Raw genomic sequence first — 22144 nt, forward strand, 5'->3', positions numbered from 1 at the left:
TGTCGAACGTGTCGAATGTGCCGAACGCGTCGAAGGCGCTTGACGGGATTCGGGTGCTGGATATGACGCATGTTCAATCCGGGCCCTCCGCAACGCAGTTGCTTGCCTGGCTGGGTGCCGATGTGGTCAAGGTGGAGGCGGTGACCGGCGACATCACGCGTCGTCAGTTGCGGGACGTCCCCGACGCCGACTCGCTCTACTTCACGATGCTCAACTGCAACAAGCGCAGTGTCACCCTCAACGTCAAGTCAGGGCGTGGGAAGGAGTTGTTGGCGCAGCTCATCGCGCGGAGCGATGTGTTGGTGGAGAACTTCGGGCCGGGGGCGGTCGACCGGATGGGGTTCACGTGGGAGCGGATCCAGAAGATCAATCCGCGGATCGTCTACGCCAGCATCAAGGGCTTCGGAGAGGGACCGTACACCGGGTTCAAGGCGTACGAGGTGGTGGCGCAGGCGATGGGCGGGGCGATGGCCACCACCGGGTTCGAGGACGGGCCGCCGCTGGCGACCGGTGCGCAGATCGGGGACTCGGGGACCGGGGTGCACTGCGTCGCGGGTATTCTCGCCGCGCTGTTCCAGCGCACCCGGACCGGTCGCGGCCAGCGGGTCAACGTGGCCATGCAGCACGCGGTGCTGAATCTGTGCCGGGTCAAGCTTCGGGACCAACAGCGGCTGGCGCACGGGCCGTTGGCGGAGTATCCGAACGAGGACTTCGGCGACGAGGTGCCGCGCAGCGGCAACGCCAGTGGCGGCGGGCAGCCGGGGTGGGCGGTGCGGTGCGCGCCCGGCGGGCCCAACGACTACGTCTATGTGATCGTGCAGCCGGCCGGCTGGCGGCCGCTCACCGAGCTGATCGGGCGGCCGGAACTGGCCGTGGACCCGGACTGGGCGACGCCGGAGGCCCGGCTGCCCAAGCTGTCGAAGATGTTCCGGTTCATCGAGGAGTGGAGCAGCACGCTGCCCAAGTGGGAGGTGCTGGCCCGGCTGACCGCGCACGACATTCCATGCGGGCCGATCCTCTCGACCAAGGAGATCATCGAGGATCCGTCGCTGGCCGCCGACGGGATGGTGGTCGAGGTCGAGCATCCGCAGCGCGGCACCTTCACCACGGTCGGCTCGCCGCTGAAGCTCTCCGACTCCCCCGTCGAGGTCCGTCGCTCACCGCTGCTGGGCGAGCACAACGCCGAGGTGTACGGCGCGGAGCTGGGACTGGACGAGGAGGAGCTGCGGGTGTTGCAGGCGGAGGGGGTGATCTGATGGCCGACCTGATGGCGGATCATTTCAAGGCGACTGAGCGTCAGAAGGCGGCCGTACAGGGCGTTTTGGACGAGACTCGTAGGCAGGGGCGGGACGTGCTCACCGCGCCCGAGGGCAGGGTGATCGCGGAGGCGTACGGGATTCCGGTGCCGGCCGAGGGGGTGGCGGTGAGCGCCGAGGACGCGGTGGCGCTCGCCGGCCGGATCGGCTTTCCGGTGGCGCTCAAGATCGTCTCGCCGGACCTCCCGCACAAGACCGAGGCGGGCGGGGTGCGGACCGGTCTCGCCTCGGCGGCCGAGGTGCGCGGGGCGCCGGCTCGCACACCGGTGCGCTGGCGGGCGATGACGCGGTCTACGACGACATCCTGCGGCAGGTGGGGGTGATCCGGGCGCCGGGCCTCGCCGACCTGCTGGAGTACGCCCGGGCGCTGCCGGTGCTGCCCGTCCCGCGGGGCGACAACGTGGTGGTCATCACCGGTGCCGGCGGTTCCGGGGTGCTGCTGTCGGACGCGCTGGTCGACAACGGGCTGCGGCTGATGGGCATCCCGGCCGATCTCGATGCCGCGTTCCGCCGTCTGATCCCGCCGTTCGGCTCCGCGGGCGACCCGATCGACATCACCTGCGGCGAGCCACCCGCCACCTACGAGGCGGCGCTCCGGCTGGGCCTTTCGGATCCGCGGATCCATGCGCTGGTGCTGGGCTACTGGCACACCCTCGTCACCCCGCCGGCGGTCTTCGCGGAGCTGACGGGGCGGGTGGTCGAGGAGTTCCGGGCGCAGGGAGTCGAGAAGCCGGTGGTGGCGTCGCTGGTCGGGGACACCGAGGTCGAGGAGGCGGCCGCGCGGCTCTTCGAGCGCGGGGTGGTCGCGTACCCGTACACGACCGAGCAGCCGGTGGCGGTGCTCGGCGCGAAGTACCGCTGGGCGCGGGCCGCGGGGCTGCTGCGCTCCTGAGGGCGTTCGCCGGGCGGGACGACGGAGCGGCCGGCGCCGCGCCGACCGGGTTCTACCGACCGGTTTCTGTCGATTCCGAGGATTTCAAGAGTTTCGAGGGTTTCAAGGTGAGGAGTATGGACCGCAGCGGGCGGGACGGTACGGAAAAAACGGCAACGACATTTCAGGAAATCATCGACGGAAAGGGGCGGGTGTACCGGGTCGGCGAAAGCGACCGGGACCTGCTCGGCGGCCGCTCGCGGAAACTGATGGTGTATCTGCCGTGGGTCGCGATGATGGCCATCAGCGTCTCCGAATACGCCTACGGATCGGCCGAGGGCACGCTGTCGCACGCACACGGCTGGACGCAGGGCGACACCTTCTGGATTCTGAGCGTCTGGGTCTTCTGCCAGGCCGGAATCGCCTTTCCGGCGGGCTGGTTACGGGAGCGCGGCTTGTTGACCGCGCGGCGGGCGATGTTCGCCGGGGCGGTGCTGACCCTGCTGGGTTTCCTCGCCCTGGGCCATGTCGACCAGGTACCGGGGGCGATCTGCGGTTTCGGGGTCATCGGCGGGATCGGCTCCGGACTCGTCTATGCCACCTGCATCAACATGGTGGGCAAATGGTTTCCGGAGCGGCGCGGCGCGAAGACCGGATTCGTCAACGGCGGCTTCGCCTATGGCGCGCTGCCGTTCATCTTCGTCTTCAACTACGCCTTCGACAGCGGTGATTTCAAGGAGGTCCTGGACGGCATCGGGGTGTATGTGCTGATCGTGGTGGCGGGCTGTGCCTGGTTCTTCAAGGATCCGCCGAAGAACTGGTGGCCCGCCGAGGTCGATCCACTGCACAGCGATGGGCGGCCGAACACCGGCGAACGGCCGGGAGCGGGCGAACGGCCGCACTCTGAAGGGAGCGGGAAAAGCGCGGTGTCGCTGGCGAGGAATCCGCCGGCGGTGCGGCAGTTCACGCCCGGGGAGGCGATCCGCAGCGGCATGCTCCCGCTGATATGGGTGTGCGTGGTGCTGACCGCCGGCGTCTCGGTCTTCGGGATCTCGTTCCAGGTGGACTTCGCCAAGGACGTGGGGTTCGGCCCGCTGGTGGCGGCCTCGTCGATGGGGGTGATGTCGGTCGTCAACGGCGTCGGACGGGCCGTGGTCGGCTGGCTGTCGGACCTGTGGGGCCGGAAGAACACCCTGGTCCTCGTGATCGTGGCGCTGGGGCTGGCGCAGTTCGGGGTGCTCTGGGCCGGGGACCTGCGCAGCCAGTGGCTGTTCCTGTTCTTCGCCTTTCTGTCCGGTTTCGGCGGCGGGGCCTTCTATCCGCTCTTCGCGGCCCTCACCCCCGACTACTTCGGCGAGAACCACAACGCCACCAACTACGGCCTGGTCTACAGCGGGAAGCTCGTCAGCGGCCTGTTCGGCGGCGGACTGGGCTCGGCGGTGGTCGGCGCCTGGGGCTACAACGGCGCATATCTGCTGGCCGGCGGCGTGTCCCTGGTGGCGGCGGCGTTCACCTTGCTGCTGCGCCAGCCGGGCCGGAGACGCTTATGCGAGGCGACGCCCGACCCCCGCCCCCTCAGCCGGGAAACGATCTGAGCGATACGACACGTTCGGGTGCATTCCGCACCGGCGGGGACCGGCTGCCGTGTCCTGGGGGCGACGGGGCCGTTTGGGTGTGTGCCGACGGAGACGTGCCGCGGGCGGCAGAGTGCTCGCGGGACGTCCGTCGAGCCGGCGGTAGACGCCGCTTGTTTTCCGAAGCAGAAAGGGACTGTCCACCATGACGTATTCCAAGGCCGCTGCGGTTGTTGCCGGCGCGGTAATGGCCCTGGGCGTCGCCGCCCCCGCGTTCGCCGACGGCCACCGGGGGGTCGCGGCAGACGCGAAGAACCTGATCGACAGCAGCCCGATCGCCAAGAACGTCGTCAAGAAGCCCCCGGTCAACGTCGGTGCGGTCGTCAACGCCGTCGCCCGGACCGCGGACCGGCTGAAGTCGCCGCAGGGCGCCACCAAGTCCGCGGTCGGCAAGGCCACGCTCGGCAAGCACGCCCGTTCGCACCACTGACGACGGCTCCGCCGTACGGCCGCCGCACAGCGGTCCGGGAACGGCACAGAAAGACGCCCCGCCCCTGCTGTGGCAGGGGCGGGGCGTCTTTCTGTGGCGGGCGCGGGGAACGGGGGCGCGTCCGCGCCGGCCGGCGGGTGGGGCTACTCGGGCTTGGCCTCGCCGTTGGTCACGGCCCGGTCGGCGATGGCGCGGTGGTGGCGGACCACTTCGCCGATGATGAAGTTGAGGAACTTCTCCGCGAACGCCGGGTCCAGCCGGGCGTCTTCGGCCAGGCGGCGCAGGCGGTCGATCTGGGCGGCCTCGCGGGCCGGGTCGGCGGGCGGCAGGCTGTGCCGGGCCTTGAGTTCGCCGACCTGCTGGGTGCACTTGAACCGCTCGGCGAGCAGGTGCACCAGCGCCGCATCGAGGTTGTCGATGCTGCTGCGCAGGTAGAGCAGCCGCTCGCGGGCCGCCTCGTCGGCGACGGAGGACGCGTCGCCGGCCGCCGGTGCTGTCCCTTCGCTCATGTACGTCTCGCCGTTCTGGTCGGGTTCGAGATGGTTCGTCGCTGATCAGGTAGTGCGTGATCGCCTGCACCCTACCCGGCGGCGGGCCGGTTATCGCCGCTGGTCTCGCGGATCGGACGGGGTGCGGGCGGGCAGGGGCGAGGACCGGCCATCGGCGGTCCTCGCCCCGGCGTCAGGCGTCCTCGCCGGCGCGCTCGTGGTACGTGCGCCGGGTGTGCTCGGTGTGGGTGCGCATGACGGTGGCGGCGCGGGTCTCGTCGCCGTCGGCGATGGCCGCGATCAGTTCGCGGTGCTCGGCCCAGGACCGCTTGCCGCGCCTGCGGGCGACCGGGGTGTAGTACCAGCGCACCCGCCGCCCGACCTGCGCGGCCAGCTCGGCGAGGACGGCGTTGCCGGCCAGTTCGGTCACCTTGGTGTGAAAGGCGGCGTTGAGCGCCACCGCGGTCTCCACGTCGTCGTCCTGGACGGCTCGTTCGCCCTGGTCGCAGAGACGCTCCAGCTCGGCGACGCCGGCCTTGTCGGTGTGCGCGGCGGCGAGCCGGGCGGCCTCGGCCTCCAGCAGCGTGCGCACCGTCAGCAGCTGGTCGGCCTCCTCCTCGGTGGGCTCGTGGACGAAGGCGCCCTGGGCGGGGCGGAGATCGACCCAGCCGTCGGTGGCGAGCCGCTGGAGGGCTTCACGGACCGGCTGGCGGGAGACCCCGAGGTGGCCCGCCAGCTCGCTCTCGACCAGGTGCTGGCCGGGGCGGAGGGCGCGGGTGGTGATCAGTTCGAGCAGCGCCTCGTAGACGCGCTCGCGCAGCGGGCCGGGGCGTTCGAGCTTGGGCACGGTGCCCTGCGGCAAGCCTCTGGACAGCATCGCGTCCCCCTCCTCAATTGGCTATCGTCTACAGTCTACCGAGCACATCCGCTCCCCCACAGGCCGCCGCGACGATCCGCGGCCGCCGGGCACCGGCGGCGCCGGACGACCGCCCGTACCGGACAATGGACGGGCCATCACCGCAGACAGAACCGGGGCTGATCAGACATGGGACGGGTCACCGAGCGACGCCGCGTCATCCGGATCCGCGACGGCGCGGTGAGCAGCCGGCCGGACACCCTGGTCGCCGAGGAGCCGCTGGAGATCCGGCTGAACGGCAAGCCGCTGGCGATCACCATGCGCACCCCCGGTGACGACTTCGCGCTGGCGGCGGGCTTCCTGGTCAGCGAGGGCGTCCTGGCGAGCGCGGAGGAGCTGGCGAACATCGTCTACTGCGCGGGCGCCACGGCGGATGGCGGCAACACGTACAACGTCGTGGACGTGCGGCTGGCGGACGGGGTCGCCGTCCCGGACCTGACGCTGGAGCGCAACTTCTACACCACCTCGTCCTGCGGGCTGTGCGGCAAGGCGAGCCTGGACGCGGTGCGGACCACCACCCGCTGGCCGCTGGACACCGCCCCCGGTCCCGCGCTCCGGATATCCCCGGAGACGCTGGCCGCCCTCCCCGACCGGCTGCGGTCCGCCCAGCGGGTTTTCGACCGGACCGGCGGTCTGCACGCGGCGGCGCTCTTCTCGGCGGACGGCGAACTGCTCGACGTCCGCGAGGACGTGGGGCGGCACAACGCGGTGGACAAGGTCGTCGGGCGGGCGCTGCAGGGCGGCCGGCTGCCGCTGTCGTCCGCGGTGCTGATGGTCTCCGGACGGGCCTCGTTCGAGCTGGCGCAGAAGGCGGTGATGGCCGGCATCCCGGTGCTGGCCGCGGTCTCCGCGCCGTCCTCGCTGGCCGTCGATCTCGCCGCCGAGTCGGGGCTGACGCTGGTCGGCTTTCTGCGCGGGCGGTCGATGAACGTCTACGCCGGCGCGCACCGGCTCGCCCTGGACGCGGCGGGCTCCGCGGGCTGAGGCCCGCTTCTCACGTCGCCGGCGCCGCGGTCCGGGTCACTCGGCCGGCGCCACGATCCGGGTCAGCAGCGCGATCAGTTGCGCGCGCTCCTCGTCGCTGAGCGCGGCGGTCAGCTCGGCGTTGGCGGCGTCGCCGAGCCGCTCGGTGCGGCGCAGTCGGCGCTTGCCGTCGGCCGAGATCCCGATGGCGTTCTTCCGCCGGTCCTTCGGGTCGGGCGTGCGACTGACCAGCCCGTCCTTCTGGAGGTCGTTGACGATCGCGACGATGTCCTTGGGGTCGATGCCGACGGTCCGGCCGAGCTCCGCCTGGGAGACCGGGCCGAGTTCGGCGACGGCGCTGAGCACGGCGTGATGCGTCATCCGCATGCCCTCGGTGGCGAGGGCCTCGGCGACGAGGCGGTGGCCGCGGGCGGCGGCGCGGCCCAGCAGCCAGCTGGGGAGGGCGCGGATGCGGCGGGGGGCGTAGGGGGTGTCGGCCATGGGAGCACGGTACCCGGAAAACCGTAGGGGCACCCAACGTAGGCATCCCCAACGAAAACCATTGGCAGCCCCAATGGTTTCTGGTTATCGTTGGGTCGCCCAATGAAACCGGCCGCGCCCCGCGGCTCGTTCCCACGGAGGTGACGGCCCATGCGCCGCGTCCGATTCCATGCCTACGGCGGTCCCGAGGTCCTGCGCCTGGAGGAGGCCGAGGACCCGACGCCCGGCCCGGGCGAACTCCTCGTCCGCACCGAGGCGATCGGGGTCAGCCTGCCGGCGGTGCGCCGGGTGCGCGGTGACGGCAAGGGCGGCGGCGACCCCCTGCCGGGCGTCCTCGGCGGCGAGATCGCGGGCGAGGTGATCGCACTGGGCCCGGACGTCACCGACTTCGCGGTCGGCGACCGGGTCACCTCGATCACCTTCACCGGCTCCTACTGCGAACTCGCCCTCGCCCCCGCCTCCCTGGCCGGCCGCATCCCCGACGGGGCGAGCGCGGTGGAGGCGGTGGCGCTGGTGCGCGGCGGGCATGTCGCGCTGGCCGCGCTGAGCACCGCGGCACCGGCCGGCGGCGAGTCGGTGCTGATCACCGGTGCGGCCGGCGGCACCGGGCACCTCGCCGTCCAACTCGCCAAGCTCCAGGGCGTACCGCGGGTGGTGGCCGCGGTCAGTTCGCCGACCAAGGCCGCGTTCCTGTACGGGCTGGGCGCCGACGAGGTGGTGACCTACGACCAGGAGTCCTGGGGCGAGCCGGTGGACATCGTGCTCGACGGGGTCGGCGGGGAGCTGCTGCCGCGCGCCCTGGCCGCCGTCGCGCCCGGCGGGCGGCTGGTCTTCTTCAACTCCGGCGGCGGCACGGTCCCGGCGTACGAGCTGCTGGCCGGCTCGAAGACCATCACCGGGCTGACCATGCGGCGCTTTGCCACCGTCCACCGGGAGCGGTACTCGCGGCACCGGGCGCAGCTGTGGGAGCTGGCCGGAACCGGCCGGCTGCGGGCCGCGGTCAACGCCGAACTGCCGCTGGCCGACGCGGCGAAGGCGCACGAGATCATCGAGGCGCGGGCCAATCTCGGCAAGGTGGTGCTGCGGCCGTGAGGCGCGCCCCGAGGGCCGTCCCTGGTGGCGCACTCGGCGCAGTGCGCCCGGCCCTGGAGAGTGAAATCCGGGCCGGGCGCGGAGAACCGACGCGGGCTCCTTGTCGCCCCTCCCCCATGGCAGTAGCTTCCGTCACCTCTGCACATAGGACGTTGGATGTCCTGACGACCCGACCCGAAGCCTCGAAGGGCAGGCCGGACCATGACGTCAGATCTCCGCGCGCACCCTCGCCCCCGCCCCCGCCGCGGATCCCGGCAGCACCGTGTCCCGGCCGCCACCGTCGCACTGACCGCCCTCGCGCTCGCCGTACTGGCGACCGCCCCGGCGCGGGCCGCCACTGACGCTCCGTCAGGCGGCTTCGACCAGCAGGTCCTCTTCAAGGCGGCCTACGAGAAGGGCTACTCCTGCTTCCGTATACCCGCCATCGTGCGGACCGTCCGCGGCACCCTGCTCGCCTTCGCCGAGGGCCGGGTGCACGACTGCGGGGACGCCGGCGACATCGACCTCGTCCTGCGGCGGTCCACCGACGGCGGCCGGACCTGGGGCCCCCTGAAGGTCGTCAACCACGGCGACGGGGACACCCACGGCAACCCGGCGCCCCTGGTGGACCGCCGCACCGGCCGGATCCTGCTCGCCGAGACCTACAACAAGGGCCGTACCGACGGCCTCAGTTGCGATGTCCCCTGCGACCGCACCCCGCACCTCCAGTACAGCGACGACGACGGCGCCACCTGGTCCGCGCCCCGCGACCTGACCGGCAGCATCCGCCCCCGGCGGTGGAACTCCTGGTACGCCACCGGGCCGGTGCACGGCATCCAGCTCACCCGCGGACGGCACGCGGGGCGGCTGGTCCTCGGCGTCAACGCCGAGAGCTACGCGGGCCACCGCATCACCGCCAACCACGCCGCCCTCGTCCACAGCGACGACGGCGGCACCACCTGGAAGGTGGGCGCGCTGGACTCCTGGCCGATCGCGGCGGACGGCACCTTCCGCCAGAAGCCGTCCGAGATGACCCTGCTGGAGCGCTCCGACGGCTCCATCTACGTCAACGGCCGCGAACAGGACGGCACCGACCTCGGCAACCGCACCGCCGCGGTCAGCCGGGACGGCGGCGACTCCTTCACCGCCCCGTTCCGCAGCATCCCCGACCTCTCCGCCCCGATGGTGCAGGCGTCCGCGCTGCGGCTGCCGCGCTCGTCCACCGGCGGCAGCCGCACCCTGCTCGCCGCCCCCGCCGATCCGGACCGCCGCCGCACCATGACCATCCGCTCCTCGTACGACGAGGGCCGCACCTGGGAGGGCGTGGACCGCGGCGCGCGGGTCACCGCCGACTGGTCCGGCTACTCCGACCTGGTCGCCGTCTCCCCCACCGTCACCGGCCTGCTCTACGAGGGCGGGGCCGCGAACGCCCGGGACGAGATCCGCTTCGCCCGCTTCACCGAGGAGTGGCTCGGCCCGCGCCGCGGCCCGGACCCGACCACTCCGGACCGGGCCCGCGGCGCCCGGCCGGCCCTGGTACTCGGTGGCGCCCGGCTCACCGACGGCCCGTTCGGGCGCGCGCTGTCCTTCGACGGCACCGACGACGCGGTACGCCTCCCCTACCGCGACTCGCTCCCGCTGGGCAGCCGGGACTTCACCTGCTCGCTGTGGTTCCGCTACCGCGCCACCCGCGGCGAGCAGCCGCTGCTGTGGATGGGCGGGGTGGGCGGCGCCTCCCCGCAGGTCGCGATCGAGGGCGACCCGGCACACGGCCGGATCACCGCGCACCTCACCGCCGTCGACGGCGCCCGGCCGCCCGCCAGCGCCCAGGTCGCGACCCGCGGCGCCTTCGACGACGGCGACTGGCACCACCTCGCGCTGCGCCGGGCCGACGGGCGGCTGCTGCTGACCGTGGACGGCACCGCGACCGCCTCCGCCGCCGGCGTCCCCGGATCGGTCAGCCGCACCTCGGTGTTCGGCGTCCACCTGGGCCAGAAGCCGGACGGCCGGGCGCAGTTCACCGGCGACCTGGCCCAGGTCCGGGTCTACCGCCGGGTCCTCACCGACGCCGAACTCTCCGGCGTGCGCGAGCGCAACGCTTCAGTGGCCGGCCCGCTGGTGCTCGGGCTCCCGCTGGACCGGGTGGACGGCGGCCGCTGACCGCTCCCGGCCTGGTCCGTCGCCGCCGGGCCCGGCCGCCGGCCGCTGCTCGGCGGCCGCCCGCGCCGCGTACCGCTTGGCGAGCACCGCGCACACCATCAACTGCATCTGGTGGAACAGCATCAGCGGCAGCACCGCCAGCCCGGCCTGGGCGCCGAAGAGCACGCTGGCCATCGGGAGCCCGGCCGCCAGGCTCTTCTTCGAACCGGCGAAGGTGATCGCGATCCGGTCGGCGCGCCGGAAGCCGAGCTTCCGCGAGCCGTACGTGGTGAGCGTCAGCATCGTCGCCAGCAGCACCGCCTCCACGCCCAGCAGGCACAGCAGCCGCAGCGGGGAGACCTGGTGCCAGATGCCCTGCACCATGCCGGCGCTGAACGCGGCGTACACCACCAGCAGGATCGAGCCACGGTCGACGTAACCGAGGACCTTCTTGTGCCGCGTGAGGAATCCGGCCACCCAGCGCCGCAGCAGTTGTCCGGCGAGGAACGGGAGCAGCAGCTGGCAGACGATCGAGACCAGGGAGTGCGCGGAGAAGCCACCGCCGCCGCCCAGCACCAGGCCCGCCAGCAGCGGGGTGACGACGATCCCCGCGATGCTGGAGAACGAGCCGGCGCAGATCGCCGCCGCCACGTTGCCACGGGCGATGGAGGTGAACGCGATGGAGGACTGCACCGTCGAGGGCACCAGGCACAGGAACAGCAGACCGGTGTACAGGGCGGGCGGCAGCACAGTGGGCACCAGGGCGCGGGCGGCCAGGCCGAGCACCGGGAAGACCAGGAACGTGCAGGCCAGAGTGGTCAGATGGAGGCGCCAGTGGCGCACCCCGTCCATCGCCTCCCGGGTGGAGAGCCGGGCCCCGTAGAGGAAGAAGAGCAGGGCGACGGCCCCGGTGGAGGCGCCGTCCGCGACGCCGGCGGCCGCGCCCCGGGCGGGCAGCAGGGCCGCCAGCCCGACCGTGCCGAGCAGGGCGAGGAGGTAACCGTCCACGGGGAACCAGGAGGGCAGGCGGAACACAGGGCGGCGCATGGTCTCTCTTCGGTTCGACGGTCGCGGACGGCGGCACGGACGGTGCCCGCTCCAGCCTGCCGGGTCGGCCTGCGATCGGGAACCCCTCTTACCATGGTGACTGTCATCACGAATGGCGATGATGGAGGCGATGACATCCGGGGAGCAGGAGGTGTCCGTGTTCGAGCCCGTGCAGCTGCGCACCTTTCTCGCGGTGGCGCAGACGCTGAGTTTCACGCAGGCCGCGCACCGGCTGGGGCTGCGCCAGTCCACGGTGAGCCAGCATGTGCGCAAGCTGGAGGAGGCCGCGGGGCGGCGGCTGTTCGTCCGGGACACCCATGCCGTGGACCTCACCGAGGACGGCGAGGCGATGCTGGGGTTCGCGCGCACCATCCTGGAGGCCAACGAACGGGCGGCGAGCTTCTTCACCGGGACCCGGCTGCGCGGGCGGCTGCGGTTCGGGGCGTCCGAGGACTTCGTGCTGACCCGGATGCCGGAGGTGCTGGAGGAGTTCCGGCGGGACCATCCGGAGGTCGATCTGGAGCTGACCGTGGAGCTGTCCGGCACCCTGCACGAACTGCTGGCGGCGGGCCGGCTCGATCTCGTCCTGGCCAAGCGGCGCCCGGCGGGCCCGCAGGGGCGGCTGGTGTGGCGGGACCGGCTGGTGTGGGTGGGCGGTGAGCGGCTGCGGCTGGATCCGCGGCGGCCGGTGCCGCTGGTGGTGTTCCCGCCGCCGGCGGTGACCCGGGCGCGGGCCCTGGAGGCGCTGGAGGGGCAGGGCCGGGAGTGGCGGATCGCCTGCACCAGCGGGAGCCTGAACGGCCTGATCGCGGCGACCCGGGCGGGTCTGGGCGTGATGGCGCACACGCGCGGGATGATCCCGCCGGGCCTGGTGCGGATACCGTCCCGGGCCGGGCTGCCGGAGCTGGGCGGGGTGGACTTCGCGCTGCTGTCCGGGGAGCGGGCGGGGGCGGCGCGCGGTCCGGCGGAGGCGCTGGCCGAGGCGATCCTGGCGGGCGGCGACCGGCTGCACCTCCCGTAGCGGGGCGGCTGCACCTCCCGTGGGCGGCCCGGTCCGGCGGTCGCCTACGTGCCCGGGAACCTCCGACGGATCGCCGCGGTTTCCCGGAATATGCCTCCGACGTGCTCCGACGTGCTCTGACGCCGCGACAGATGCAGAGATTTGGTGCAGATCCGGTCCCGGCCCGGTGTTCGTCCGGCCACGCACCGACTGGAGAATGTCCAGCGTTACCCGAAGTAAGCCGATTTCCCGGCCTGGCCGTTTCCGGCTGACTCTTCCGCGCAGCGTGATAGCACACTCCCCCCGGCCGTTCCCGTGGGGTACGGTCGCGGCCTTGTGAGAAGCACCACGAGGAGCTGGGTCATTGCGCGAGTTCACCGTCCCTCCGTTGGCGACCGCGCCCCGGGTCGGCGGGCTGGCCGACTCGGTGTACGACAACGCGGAATCCGATCCCGGACGGACCGCGCTGGCGCGTAAGGACGCCGCCGGGCAGTGGCAGGACATCAGCGCCGAGCAGTTCCGCAACGAGGTCGTCGGGCTCGCCAAGGGCCTGCTGGCCCAGGGCGTCCGGTTCGGCGACCGGGTCGGCATCATGTCCCGCACCCGCTACGAGTGGACCCTCTTCGACTATGCGCTGTGGTCGATCGGCGCCCAGTCCGTGCCGCTGTACCCCACCTCGTCGGCGGAGCAGGTCTTCTGGATGCTGCACAACGCCGACGTCTCGGCCTGCCTGGTGGAGCACGAGGACCACGCGATGACCATCGGCTCGGTCGTCGGCCGGCTCCCCCAGCTGCGGAAGCTGTGGCAGCTGGACGCCGACCCGGTGGCCGAACTGACCGCGGCCGGCGCGCACCTCGACGACGAGGTGGTGCACCGGCACCGGATGGCCGTCACCCCGGAGGCCGTCGCGACGGTCATCTACACCTCCGGCACCACCGGCCGCCCCAAGGGCTGTGTGATCAGCCACGCCAACTTCATGGCCGAGGCCGACAACATCGTGCTGCGGTACGACAAGGTCTTCCGCTCCAAGCCCGGCGACGAGGCAGCCACCCTGCTCTTCCTGCCGCTGGCGCACGTCTTCGGCCGGATGGTGCAGGTCGCGGCGGTCCGCGGCCGGGTCAAGCTCGGCCACCAGCCCGAGCTCTCGGCCCGCGCCCTGCTCCCGGACCTCCAGACGTTCCGCCCCACGTTCATCCTGGCGGTGCCCTACATCTTCGAGAAGGTGTTCGCCGCCGCCCGGCGGCGGGCGGAATCCGAGGGCAAGGCGGGACCGTTCGACAAGGCCGTCGACATCGCGGTCCGCTACGCGGAGGGGATGGAGCACAAAGCTTTCGGCACCGGCCCCGGCCCCGGCGCCTCGCTGCGGATGCAGCACCAGGTCTTCGACAAGCTGGTCTACAGCAAGGTCCGCGAGGCGCTGGGCGGCCGGGTGCGGCACGCGATGTCCGGCGGCTCGGCCATGGAACGCCGGCTGGGGCTGTTCTTCGCCGGCGCGGGCGTGCGGATCTTCGAGGGCTACGGCCTGACGGAGAGCACCGCGGCGGCCACCGCCAACCCGCCGGAGCGGACCCGGTTCGGCACCGTCGGCACGCCGGTCCCCGGCACCACCGTCCACATCGCCGAGGACGGCGAGGTCTGGCTGTACGGGGGCCAGGTCTTCCAGGGCTACCACAAGGACCCCAAGTCGACCGACGCGGTGCTGCACGACGGCTGGTTCGCCACCGGGGACCTGGGCGCCCTGGACGAGGACGGCTATCTGACGATCACCGGCCGGAAGAAGGAGATCCTGGTCACCTCCGGCGGCAAGTCGGTCTCGCCGGTGCCGCTGGAGGAACGGGTACGGGCGCATCCGCTCGTCGGCCAGTGCATCGTCGTCGGCAACGACCGCCCGTTCATCGCGGCGCTGGTCACGCTGGACCCGGAGGCGGTCGCGCACTGGCTGATGATGCGCGGCAAGCCGGAGATGCCGCCGCGCGACCTGGTGCACGACCCCGATCTGGAGACCGAGATCCGGCGCGCCGTGGTCGCCGCCAACACACTGGTCTCACAGGCCGAGTCGATCCGCACCTTCCGGATACTGGCCAACCAGTTCACCGAGGAGCACGGCCTGCTGACGCCGTCGCTGAAGCTCAGGCGCAAGGCGATCGAGACGGCGTACGCGGCGGAGGTGGACGCGTTGTACCGGGGGTGAGGGACCCGGGTGGAATGTGTCCGGGTGCGCGGGAATGTCCGGAGACGGATGATCGTTGACGCCCCCGTACAACGAAAGCCGACGTAAGGATCGACCCCTCGTGAGCACGGTTCCGTCCATCACGCTCAACAACAACGTCACGATGCCGCAGCTCGGCTACGGCGTCTGGCAGATCCCCGATGACGAGGCCTTCACCGCCGTCGGCCACGCACTCGAAGCCGGGTACCGCAGCATCGACACCGCGGCGATCTACGGCAACGAAGAGGGCACCGGCAAGGCCCTCGCCGCCTCCGGCCTCCCCCGTGAGGAACTCTTCGTCACCACCAAGCTCTGGAACTCCGAGCAGGGCTACGACTCCGCCCTCCGCGCGTTCGACGCCTCGCTCGCCAAGCTGGGCCTGGAGTACGTCGACCTGTACCTCATCCACTGGCCGCTGCCCGCCCGCGACACCTACGTGGACACGTACAAGGCGTTCGAGAAGATCTACGCGGAAGGCCGCGCCAAGGCCATCGGCGTCTCCAACTTCCTGCCCGAGCACCTGGAGCGGCTGCTCGGCGAGACCTCCGTCGTCCCGGCGGTCAACCAGATCGAGCTGCACCCGCAGCTGCAGCAGGCCGAGTCCCGGGCCTTCCACGCCCGGCACGGCATCGCGACCGAAGCCTGGTCGCCGCTGGGCCAGGGCAAGGGCCTGCTGGCGGACGCCACGGTCGCCGGGATCGCCGAGAAGCACGGCAGGACCCCGGCCCAGGTCGTCCTGCGCTGGCACCTCCAGCTCGGCAACGTCGTCATCCCCAAGTCCGCCACCCCGTCGCGGATCCGGGAGAACTTCGACGTCTTCGGCTTCGAGCTGGACGGCGACGACCTGTCGGCCCTGGCCGGCCTGGACGCCGGCAACCGCCTAGGCCCGGACCCGGCCACGTTCGACATGGCCTGAGGGCTCGGTGGAGGGGGCGGGCCTGTGTGCTCCCTCCGGACGGCCTGGCGCCGTTCGTCCCGTGGGGGCGGGCGGCGCCAGGCCGTGTACCGGGTTTCTGCGCGGAGCGTTCCGCCGGGCGGAGCGACCGGCGGCGGCTCCGAGTGGCGGGGTCGGCGGGCGGCGGCAAATGTGGAGAAGGGACGGCCGCAGCGGCGCCGGCCGCACGGACGGTGGCCGCTGGGCGGCTACCACTCCGCTCCGAGGAGGCACCGATGCCCGACGTCACCACTCCCTACGCGCCCGGGACGCCCTGTTGGGTCGATCTCGCGGCCCCCGACCAGAAGGCCGCCATCGACTTCTACTCCGGCCTCCTCGGCTGGACCGGTGAGGTCGGCCCTCCGGAGACGGGCGGTTATGCGGTCTGCCGGCTGAACGGGAAGCCCGTCGCCGGCATCATGGCCGCGGTCGCCATGGGCGACCAGCCCGCCCCGCCGACCGTCTGGACCACCTATCTGACCAGCGCCGACGCGGAGGCCAGTCAGCGGGCGGTGGAGTCCGCCGGCGGCACCGTGCTGATGCCCGTGATGGACGTGATGTCCCTGGGCCGGATGTTCATCGCCGCCGACCCGACCGGGGCGGTCTTCGGTGTCTGGCAGCCGGTCGACTTCCCGGGCGCCGGGGTCGTCAACGAGACCGGCGCGCTGGTCTGGAACGAGCTGAACACCACCGACCGGTCCGCGGCCTCCGCCTTCTACCGGGCGGCCTTCGGCATCGAGCCGGCGGCGATCGAGGGCGTCGAACACTACGACGCGCTCCAGGTGGACGGCCGTCCGGTGGGCGGTATGCAGCCGATGCCGGAGCACCTGCCGGCCGACACGCCGTCGCACTGGCTGACGTACTTCGCGGTGGCGGACACCGATGCGGCGGTCGCCAAGGTCAACGCGGCCGGCGGCGGCGTGATCCTGGAACCGTTCGACATGATCGCCGGCCGGATGGCCGTGGTGACCGACCCGCAGGGCGCGGTCTTCGCGATGATCCACCCGAAGCCGATGGGCTGAGGGACGAGAGCGGGGGCCGGTCGCCCCGGGCTACGGCTGCTGCGGCGCGCGGGCGGTGTGGATGGTCTGGGCGGAGAGCAGGAAGACGTCCGGGCGGCGGGTGATGCCGGCGGGGTCGTGGGGGTCGGTGAGGCGGGTGAGGGTGCTGACGTCGTCGGGATCCAGCTGGTCGCGGTAGTGCTCCACGGCCCGGGTGAGGTTGGCCTGGAGGTAGCGGCGGGCGTCCTCGGACAGCGGGGCCGGCAGGTCCAGCAGGAAGCTGCGGGTGAGCGGGGTGCGCAGGCCGGCGTTGGCCAGGAAAGCGGGCCAGTCCTCCAGGGTGTCGGTGGCGTCGGGCAGGGCGGCCCGCATCGCGGTGAACCAGTCCTCGGCGGCCGCGTCCAGCCGGGCCTGCAGTCCCGGGCGGCCGATGCCGAGGTCGCGCGGCAGGAAGCGCGGGGCGAGACCGCCCTCGGCGATCGCGAGCAGTCCGCCGGGGCGCAGGTGGGCGGCGAGGGCGGCCACCGCGCCGCGCTGGTCCCCGACGTGGTGCAGCGCCTTGCTGGACCAGATGAGGTCGGCGCCGCCGAGCGCGTCCAGGCCGTGCGGGACCTCGGCGCAGTGGGTGTGGATCCGGTCGGCCAGGCCGAGCCGCGCGGCGCGGGCCCGCGCCCGGTCCAGCAGCGCCTCGGTGGCGTCCACCGCGCACACCTCGGCGTCCGGGAACGCCCGCGCGAGGAGGCAGCTGACGACGCCGGGTCCGCTGCCGACGTCCAGGACGCGGCGGACGGTCACCGGCCGGAGCGGCGGGCCGGGCGCGGCGGTCGCCGCGCCGGGGCCGTCGGCGGCGAGCAGCGCGCGGAGCCAGGCGGCGGCCTGCTCGTAGAGCGGGGTCTGGACCTCGGCGCCGCGTTCGAGGAGCGGACCGAGGACCTCCCAGTCGACGGCGGCGCCGTCCTGGTCGGTGCCGGCGTGCGGCAGGTGCCCGGGCGCGGGGCGGTCGTCACTGCTCATGGCATCGAGCCTCCGATACGGGATGGGCCCCGGCAAACGGCCGGGCCGGTCCTGCGGTCCTTCCGCGGCCCCTGGTTCCGGCCACGGACGAGCTCACCGTAGGGTCTTGGCCTGTGGGTACTCCGGGATGGATGCCGCCGACGGAGACCGAGCGGCGGCTGTATGAGGCAACGGCACGTGGGGACGGGGACGGACAGGTCGCGGCGATCGCCGGTGAGGATCTGTATCTGGCGGTGCCGCAGCAGGGGCAGGAACCGCTGCCCGTCTACGACGATCCGGTGGCGGGCGGTAAGTGCATTCCCGTGCTGACGCGCGGCATGCTGCCGGCGTGGGAACCGCAGCGGTTTTTCGACCGGGTCTCGATCGAGGAGCTGGCCCAGGACTGGCCCAACGACAAGTGGCGGCTGGCCGTCAACCCGGGCACCCCGTTCGCCGCGTACCTGCTCGCCACGCCCGCCCACCGCACCGGCTGGCTGCGGGTCCGGGCACAGGTCGGGGTGCGGCCGGGCGGGCTGCTGGTCACCCACTTCGGAGGGCCGCTGCACGGTCCGGTGGCGCAGGGGCTGGCGTGCGGCGCGCCGCTCGCGGTGCACCACAGCGTGCCGTGGAACGAGTTGGGCACGGCGTTCCTGGACTACTCGACGGATGCGGAGACGCTGCGTGCGCAGTGGTCGGTGGGGGATCCGGCGAGCTGGCAGCAGCGGTTCGACCAGCTGCTCGACGGGCGGTTCGTACCGGCGGAGACGGAGGCGGCGCTGCGCGCCCGTGCCGCGGGATCGGGTGCGGAGTCGGGCGCGGAGTCTGATGTGACGTCCGATGGGAAGCCCGACGGTGGTGCGGCGGCCGCGGTCCCGGAGCTGGTGGAGCGTTACGAGGAGCGGTTCCGGACCGACGGGCTGCTGCCGCCCGACGGGCGGGTGGTCTCGCTGGCCGCGCTGGACCTGGCACACGCGGTGGGCCTGGTCCGCTGGGGCCTGGGCGCCCGGCTGTGCGCACCGCCGCAGGCCGAGCAGGCGGTGCAGCAGGTGGCGGCCCGGGCCGCGGAGGTCTACGGGTCGTGGGAGGAGTTCGCCGCGGGCCATGCGCTGGGGCGGGTGCTGGCGTTCGACAACGGCTGGTTCGGGCCGGCGTACGCCGAGACGGCGCACCTCCACCGAGTGCTGACGCAGGATCCGGCGTCCCCGTGGCGGGGGCTGCCCTTCGGCTGACGGAGCCGGCGCACCGGCCGCCGGGCGCCCGGGCACCCGCCCCTCGCGGGTGGTCGCCGCGCCGGGGGATGATGCAGGCCGGGGCCCGGACGATGCGGGCCGGCACGGCACAGAGGACGGATACGACATGGGCGGGAGCGGAATGCGGGACGTCGCGCGGCGACGGACCGGGGCGTCGGAGGTCCGGTATGGGGGCTGAGACCGCGCCGTCCACGGCCCCGGCACGGACCGCCGCCAGGCGCCCGGCCCGCCGGCCGGCCTGGCGGCGGTACCGCACGGCGCTGCGCCGCACGCCGCTGTCCGTCTGGCACGACGACCTGACGGACTACGCGGCGAGCCTGACGTACTACTCGGTGCTGGCGCTGCTGCCGTCGGCGATCGTCACCATCTCGCTGATCGGCCTCGCCGATCCGGCCGGCACCGAGCAGCTGATCAACCACCTCAGCTCGATCGCGCCGGCCGAGTCGGGGGCGACGGTCCGGCACGCGCTGGTGGTGATGGCGCATCAGCGCACCGCGGCCTGGGTGGTGGTAGGCGGCGCGGCGGCCAGTGCGCTGTGGTCGTCGTGCAGTTATCTGGCGGTGTTCCGGCGGGCGCTGCACGCCATGCACCGGACGAAGGACGACCGCCCGCCGTGGCGGAAGGCCCCGCGGATCCTGGTGACGGCGCTGCTGCTGATGGCGCTGCTGATCTGCAGTGCGGTGGCGCTACTGGTGAGCGGGCCGGTGGCGACGGCGCTGGGCCAGGCCCTGGGGTTGGGCGAGGCGGGCGAGGCGCTGTGGAACGTGCTCCAGTGGCCGCTGCTGCTGGTGCTGGCGACCGTGCTGGCGATGGTGCTGTTCCGCTCCGGGCCGCCGAGTTCCCGCGGGGTGCGGCGGGCCGTTCCGGGCGGGGTGCTGGCGGTGCTGCTGTGGCTGGTGTCGTCGGCGGGCTTCGCGTTCTACGCCTCGTACGTCGGCACCTTCAACCGGCTGTACGGGTCGCTGGCCGGGCCGGTGGTGTTCCTGATCTGGCTGTGGTTCTCCAACCTGTCGCTGCTGTCGGGGGCGCAGTTCAACGTGGAGCTGGCGCGGGCCGGGCGGGTCGTACGGCAGCGCGGTCCGAGCTGACGGCGGCCGCCGGCGGGCGCGACCGGACCGCCGCCGGGAGCGGACCGGGCCGCCGGCGGCCGGCCGCTCAGTGGGCGCCGTGCCCCGCGGCGATCTCCTCGATGCGGCGGGCCAGACCGAAGTCGAGGTGGGTGATCCGGCCGCCGGCGCTGTGGGTGTTGACCGCGACGGCGAGGTGGTTGTAGCCCAGGGTCAGCTCGGCGTGGTGGCCCAACTCCTCCTGGATCTGGGCGATGTGCATGACCATCGCGGCGGCCTGGAAGTGCCGGTCGAAGCGGTAGCGGCGGTGCAGGCGGTCGCCGTCGGCGGTCCAGCCGGGGAGTTCGCGGAGACGGTCCTGGATCTCCGCCTCGTCGAGAGGTGTCACCTGTGCGCTCATCGTGCTCGCCTTCCGCCGGGTGCCGTGCGCCGCCGCTGGGGTGCGGCGGTTCCAGCCTGTCATGTCGGGGGCGGTTTCGCGCCCGTCCACGACGGGCGGACGGGGACGGGCGAACGAACAGGGACGGACAGGCGGGCGGGCTTCCGGGTGTGGGCGGTCCGCTCCGGCCCGCCCACACCCGGAAGTTACCATCGGTAACTTCAGTCGTTCGACTACCTTCCCCCCATGACGACAGCCACGGCAGCCACGGCGTCCGCGCCGCAGACGACGGGTGTGGGCACCCTGTTGCGGGAATGGCGCGACCGGCGCCGGATCAGCCAGCTGGAACTGGCCCTGCGCGCCGACTCCTCCGCCCGCCACATCAGCTTCATCGAGACCGGCCGCGCCCGCCCCAGCCAGGAGATGGTGCTGCGGCTGGCCGAACACCTCGACATCCCGGTCCGGGAGCGCAACGCCCTGCTGATCTCGGCCGGTTACGCCCCGGCCTTCCCGGAGACACCCCTGGACGACCCGTCGATGTCCGCGCTGCGGGCCGGGATGGAGCGGCTGCTGGCCGGCTACGACCCGTATCCCGCCCTGGTGGTCGACGGCATGTACCACGTACAGGCGGCCAACCAGGGCGTCGGCGTGCTGCTGGAAGGCGTCGATCCGGAACTGCTCGAACCGCCGTTGAACGCCATGCGGATCACCCTCCACCCGCGCGGCATGGCCCCCCGCATCCGCAACTTCCTGGAGTGGCGGGAGCACCTCTTCGCCCAGCTGGACCGGCAGTTGGCGCTGCTGCGGTCCGCGCCGCTGCGGGCGCTCCACGACGAGCTGCGCTCCTACCCGCTGCCGGACGGCGGGCGGGAGACCGCGGCCGGCGGCGACCATCCGCCGTTCGCCCTGCCGCTGGTCATCGAGCACCGCGGCAGGACGCTGTCGTTCCTCTCCACCATCGCCACCTTCAACACGCCGATGGATGTGACCGTTTCGGAGCTGGCGCTGGAGGCGTTCCTGCCCGCCGACCCCGAAACGGCCGAGCATCTGCGCAATGTGGCGGGGTGAGCGCGGTGGCGGGGAGAGTGCGGTTCACACCGCCAGGGCGCGGGTTCACATCGCCGGTACGCGGTCCAGGAAGCCGCTCACCGACCGGATCCGGCCGTCCGCGGCCAGCCGCACCACGTCGAACCCGGCGACCGGCGCCGCGCCGTCGGGCCCGACCAGCTCCCAGCCGAACCGCGCGATGTCGTGGTGGCCGTCCACCGCGCCCAGCGGCCGGAAGACGAAGCCCGGGAACTGCCGGTGCGCCCCGGCGATCGCCGCCGCGAGCCCGTCGTGCCCGGCGACCTCGGCCAGCGGGTCGGTGTAGGTGGCGTGCTCGGTGAACGCCGCGGCGACCGCCTCGGCCCGCTCGTCCGCCTCGGTGGCGTTCCACGCCGCCAGGTACCGCTCGGCGGCGGCCGCGTGGTCGATGGCCTGCTCGGGGGCGCCCTGCTGCACGTTCTGCGTCATCGCGAACTCCTGGTGTCAGCCGTGTCGTGGTGTTCGTGCCGTGGCCTGAACTCTGCCGGAGCGACGCGCAGGAGGCGATTACGCGCAAGGTAATAGGAGCCCCAGCCAGGGCCTGTGTCCCACCGGGCTTCTGGACCACTTCAAGCCGTGCATCGGAACCAGCGCCCCGCCCGCGCAAGGGCATCCGGACGAGCCGCTGATGGCCAACCTCGTCGGAGCATGCACCCAGCCGGCCAACGCCTGTGGCAACTACGTCGACCACATCGAAACCGCCCTGGCCGCCATCGATGTCCACAAGGCCGACTTCTTCCGGCTCGACCTTCCCTGGAGCAACCCCTGCTGGACGGCAACGGCTTCGACGGCGGTCTCTGCAACGCGGTCCTCGGCATCCCCGCATCCGCCGGCTCGGGGACATCGCGC

General features: G+C 72.7%; 21 protein-coding genes and 1 pseudogene. 15 read left to right on the top strand and 7 right to left on the bottom strand.

The features are described 5' to 3' along the window. The first annotated feature begins 17 nt into the window (after positions 1-17). The 5 genes and pseudogenes from frc to ACRAS8_RS07200 all read left to right on the top strand — a co-directional run bounded on the left by frc (position 18) and on the right by ACRAS8_RS07200 (position 4251). Positions 18-1256 (top strand): formyl-CoA transferase, encoded by a 1239-nt coding sequence (frc, locus tag ACRAS8_RS07180; RefSeq protein WP_438490367.1) that lies wholly within the window; start codon positions 18-20, stop codon positions 1254-1256. Positions 1257-1267: 11 nt separating this feature from the next. Beyond that, positions 1268-1639 carry an acetate--CoA ligase family protein gene (locus ACRAS8_RS07185; RefSeq protein WP_438490368.1) on the top strand — a complete coding sequence of 124 codons (372 nt, stop codon included), beginning with the start codon at positions 1268-1270 and terminating at the stop codon, positions 1637-1639. After that, positions 1555-2208: pseudogene (locus ACRAS8_RS07190) on the top strand (acetate--CoA ligase family protein); the annotation flags it as partial. The gene ACRAS8_RS07185 and the pseudogene ACRAS8_RS07190, both read left to right, overlap by 85 nt. Positions 2209-2324: 116 nt before the next feature. Further along, positions 2325-3782: an OFA family MFS transporter gene (locus tag ACRAS8_RS07195; protein WP_438484951.1), complete on the top strand. Its 1458-nt coding sequence runs from the start codon at positions 2325-2327 to the stop codon at positions 3780-3782. Positions 3783-3966: 184 nt separating this feature from the next. Beyond that, positions 3967-4251, top strand: a complete 285-nt coding sequence (locus ACRAS8_RS07200; RefSeq protein WP_438484952.1) for a hypothetical protein — start codon at positions 3967-3969, stop codon at positions 4249-4251. Positions 4252-4394: 143 nt separating this feature from the next. Here ACRAS8_RS07200 and ACRAS8_RS07205 read toward each other — a convergent pair whose 3' ends face one another. Further along, positions 4395-4760 carry a chorismate mutase gene (locus ACRAS8_RS07205; protein WP_438484954.1) on the bottom strand — a complete coding sequence of 122 codons (366 nt, stop codon included), beginning with the start codon at positions 4758-4760 and terminating at the stop codon, positions 4395-4397. Between the two features lie 172 nt (positions 4761-4932). Then, positions 4933-5616, bottom strand: coding sequence for a GntR family transcriptional regulator (locus tag ACRAS8_RS07210; RefSeq protein WP_438484955.1), 684 nt, complete (start codon positions 5614-5616; stop codon positions 4933-4935). Between the two features lie 168 nt (positions 5617-5784). Here ACRAS8_RS07210 and fdhD point away from each other — a divergent pair, with 168 nt between their 5' ends. Next, positions 5785-6639: a formate dehydrogenase accessory sulfurtransferase FdhD gene (fdhD, locus tag ACRAS8_RS07215; RefSeq protein ID WP_438484956.1), complete on the top strand. Its 855-nt coding sequence runs from the start codon at positions 5785-5787 to the stop codon at positions 6637-6639. Positions 6640-6675: 36 nt separating this feature from the next. Here the strand turns inward: fdhD and ACRAS8_RS07220 are convergent, their stop codons facing one another. Next, entirely contained in the window at positions 6676-7119 is a 444-nt protein-coding gene (locus ACRAS8_RS07220; protein ID WP_438484958.1) for a MarR family winged helix-turn-helix transcriptional regulator, read from the bottom strand. 150 nt (positions 7120-7269) lie between these two features. Here ACRAS8_RS07220 and ACRAS8_RS07225 point away from each other — a divergent pair, with 150 nt between their 5' ends. Next, entirely contained in the window at positions 7270-8211 is a 942-nt protein-coding gene (locus ACRAS8_RS07225; RefSeq protein WP_438484959.1) for a quinone oxidoreductase family protein, read from the top strand. A 201-nt stretch (positions 8212-8412) separates the two neighbouring features. Further along, positions 8413-10350 carry an exo-alpha-sialidase gene (locus tag ACRAS8_RS07230; protein ID WP_438484960.1) on the top strand — a complete coding sequence of 646 codons (1938 nt, stop codon included), beginning with the start codon at positions 8413-8415 and terminating at the stop codon, positions 10348-10350. On the opposite strand, the gene ACRAS8_RS07235 is transcribed toward ACRAS8_RS07230, so the two are convergent. Then, entirely contained in the window at positions 10291-11376 is a 1086-nt protein-coding gene (locus ACRAS8_RS07235) for a bile acid:sodium symporter family protein (RefSeq protein ID WP_438484962.1), read from the bottom strand. The genes ACRAS8_RS07230 and ACRAS8_RS07235 overlap by 60 nt on opposite strands. Before the next feature lie 157 nt (positions 11377-11533). Between ACRAS8_RS07235 and ACRAS8_RS07240 the strand changes: the two genes are divergently transcribed. From ACRAS8_RS07240 to ACRAS8_RS07255, 4 genes are all read left to right on the top strand, one after another. Beyond that, a complete protein-coding gene (locus tag ACRAS8_RS07240) occupies positions 11534-12397 on the top strand; it encodes a LysR family transcriptional regulator (RefSeq protein WP_438484964.1) in 864 nt (287 codons plus the stop codon). Positions 12398-12740: 343 nt separating this feature from the next. After that, positions 12741-14567 carry an AMP-dependent synthetase/ligase gene (locus ACRAS8_RS07245; protein ID WP_438484965.1) on the top strand — a complete coding sequence of 609 codons (1827 nt, stop codon included), beginning with the start codon at positions 12741-12743 and terminating at the stop codon, positions 14565-14567. 100 nt (positions 14568-14667) lie between these two features. Further along, positions 14668-15501 carry an aldo/keto reductase gene (locus ACRAS8_RS07250; RefSeq protein WP_438484967.1) on the top strand — a complete coding sequence of 278 codons (834 nt, stop codon included), beginning with the start codon at positions 14668-14670 and terminating at the stop codon, positions 15499-15501. Between the two features lie 254 nt (positions 15502-15755). Continuing rightward, entirely contained in the window at positions 15756-16541 is a 786-nt protein-coding gene (locus tag ACRAS8_RS07255) for a VOC family protein (protein WP_438484969.1), read from the top strand. A gap of 30 nt (positions 16542-16571) precedes the next feature. Here the strand turns inward: ACRAS8_RS07255 and ACRAS8_RS07260 are convergent, their stop codons facing one another. Then, positions 16572-17534, bottom strand: coding sequence for a class I SAM-dependent methyltransferase (locus ACRAS8_RS07260; RefSeq protein ID WP_438484971.1), 963 nt, complete (start codon positions 17532-17534; stop codon positions 16572-16574). 131 nt (positions 17535-17665) lie between these two features. Between ACRAS8_RS07260 and ACRAS8_RS07265 the strand changes: the two genes are divergently transcribed. Together ACRAS8_RS07265 and ACRAS8_RS07270 are read left to right on the top strand one after the other, a co-directional pair. Next, positions 17666-18742: a DUF1266 domain-containing protein gene (locus ACRAS8_RS07265; RefSeq protein ID WP_438484973.1), complete on the top strand. Its 1077-nt coding sequence runs from the start codon at positions 17666-17668 to the stop codon at positions 18740-18742. A 188-nt stretch (positions 18743-18930) separates the two neighbouring features. Continuing rightward, positions 18931-19851: a YihY/virulence factor BrkB family protein gene (locus ACRAS8_RS07270; RefSeq protein ID WP_438484975.1), complete on the top strand. Its 921-nt coding sequence runs from the start codon at positions 18931-18933 to the stop codon at positions 19849-19851. Between the two features lie 67 nt (positions 19852-19918). Here the strand turns inward: ACRAS8_RS07270 and ACRAS8_RS07275 are convergent, their stop codons facing one another. Beyond that, a complete protein-coding gene (locus tag ACRAS8_RS07275; RefSeq protein ID WP_438484976.1) occupies positions 19919-20230 on the bottom strand; it encodes a 4a-hydroxytetrahydrobiopterin dehydratase in 312 nt (103 codons plus the stop codon). Positions 20231-20455: 225 nt separating this feature from the next. Between ACRAS8_RS07275 and ACRAS8_RS07280 the strand changes: the two genes are divergently transcribed. After that, positions 20456-21277: a helix-turn-helix domain-containing protein gene (locus ACRAS8_RS07280; protein WP_438484978.1), complete on the top strand. Its 822-nt coding sequence runs from the start codon at positions 20456-20458 to the stop codon at positions 21275-21277. Between the two features lie 45 nt (positions 21278-21322). On the opposite strand, the gene ACRAS8_RS07285 is transcribed toward ACRAS8_RS07280, so the two are convergent. Beyond that, positions 21323-21724, bottom strand: coding sequence for a nuclear transport factor 2 family protein (locus ACRAS8_RS07285; RefSeq protein ID WP_438484980.1), 402 nt, complete (start codon positions 21722-21724; stop codon positions 21323-21325). Positions 21725-22144: the final 420 nt, after the last annotated feature.

It is taken from the genome of Streptomyces sp. S186, assembly GCF_051603415.1.
Classification (GTDB): domain Bacteria; phylum Actinomycetota; class Actinomycetes; order Streptomycetales; family Streptomycetaceae; genus Streptomyces.

Excerpts from the sequence above, each read along its gene's own strand:
- ACRAS8_RS07185 (WP_438490368.1), top strand. The coding sequence starts at position 1,268 with ATGGCGGATCATTTCAAGGCGACTGAGCGTCAGAAGGCGGCCGTACAG.
- ACRAS8_RS07195 (WP_438484951.1), top strand. The coding sequence starts at position 2,325 with ATGGACCGCAGCGGGCGGGACGGTACGGAAAAAACGGCAACGACATTT.
- ACRAS8_RS07200 (WP_438484952.1), top strand. The coding sequence starts at position 3,967 with ATGACGTATTCCAAGGCCGCTGCGGTTGTTGCCGGCGCGGTAATGGCC.
- ACRAS8_RS07205 (WP_438484954.1), bottom strand. The coding sequence starts at position 4,760 with ATGAGCGAAGGGACAGCACCGGCGGCCGGCGACGCGTCCTCCGTCGCC.
- ACRAS8_RS07210 (WP_438484955.1), bottom strand. The coding sequence starts at position 5,616 with ATGCTGTCCAGAGGCTTGCCGCAGGGCACCGTGCCCAAGCTCGAACGC.
- fdhD (WP_438484956.1), top strand. The coding sequence starts at position 5,785 with ATGGGACGGGTCACCGAGCGACGCCGCGTCATCCGGATCCGCGACGGC.
- ACRAS8_RS07220 (WP_438484958.1), bottom strand. The coding sequence starts at position 7,119 with ATGGCCGACACCCCCTACGCCCCCCGCCGCATCCGCGCCCTCCCCAGC.
- ACRAS8_RS07225 (WP_438484959.1), top strand. The coding sequence starts at position 7,270 with ATGCGCCGCGTCCGATTCCATGCCTACGGCGGTCCCGAGGTCCTGCGC.
- ACRAS8_RS07230 (WP_438484960.1), top strand. The coding sequence starts at position 8,413 with ATGACGTCAGATCTCCGCGCGCACCCTCGCCCCCGCCCCCGCCGCGGA.
- ACRAS8_RS07235 (WP_438484962.1), bottom strand. The coding sequence starts at position 11,376 with ATGCGCCGCCCTGTGTTCCGCCTGCCCTCCTGGTTCCCCGTGGACGGT.
- ACRAS8_RS07255 (WP_438484969.1), top strand. The coding sequence starts at position 15,756 with ATGCCCGACGTCACCACTCCCTACGCGCCCGGGACGCCCTGTTGGGTC.
- ACRAS8_RS07260 (WP_438484971.1), bottom strand. The coding sequence starts at position 17,534 with ATGAGCAGTGACGACCGCCCCGCGCCCGGGCACCTGCCGCACGCCGGC.
- ACRAS8_RS07265 (WP_438484973.1), top strand. The coding sequence starts at position 17,666 with ATGCCGCCGACGGAGACCGAGCGGCGGCTGTATGAGGCAACGGCACGT.
- ACRAS8_RS07270 (WP_438484975.1), top strand. The coding sequence starts at position 18,931 with ATGGGGGCTGAGACCGCGCCGTCCACGGCCCCGGCACGGACCGCCGCC.
- ACRAS8_RS07275 (WP_438484976.1), bottom strand. The coding sequence starts at position 20,230 with ATGAGCGCACAGGTGACACCTCTCGACGAGGCGGAGATCCAGGACCGT.
- ACRAS8_RS07280 (WP_438484978.1), top strand. The coding sequence starts at position 20,456 with ATGACGACAGCCACGGCAGCCACGGCGTCCGCGCCGCAGACGACGGGT.
- ACRAS8_RS07285 (WP_438484980.1), bottom strand. The coding sequence starts at position 21,724 with ATGACGCAGAACGTGCAGCAGGGCGCCCCCGAGCAGGCCATCGACCAC.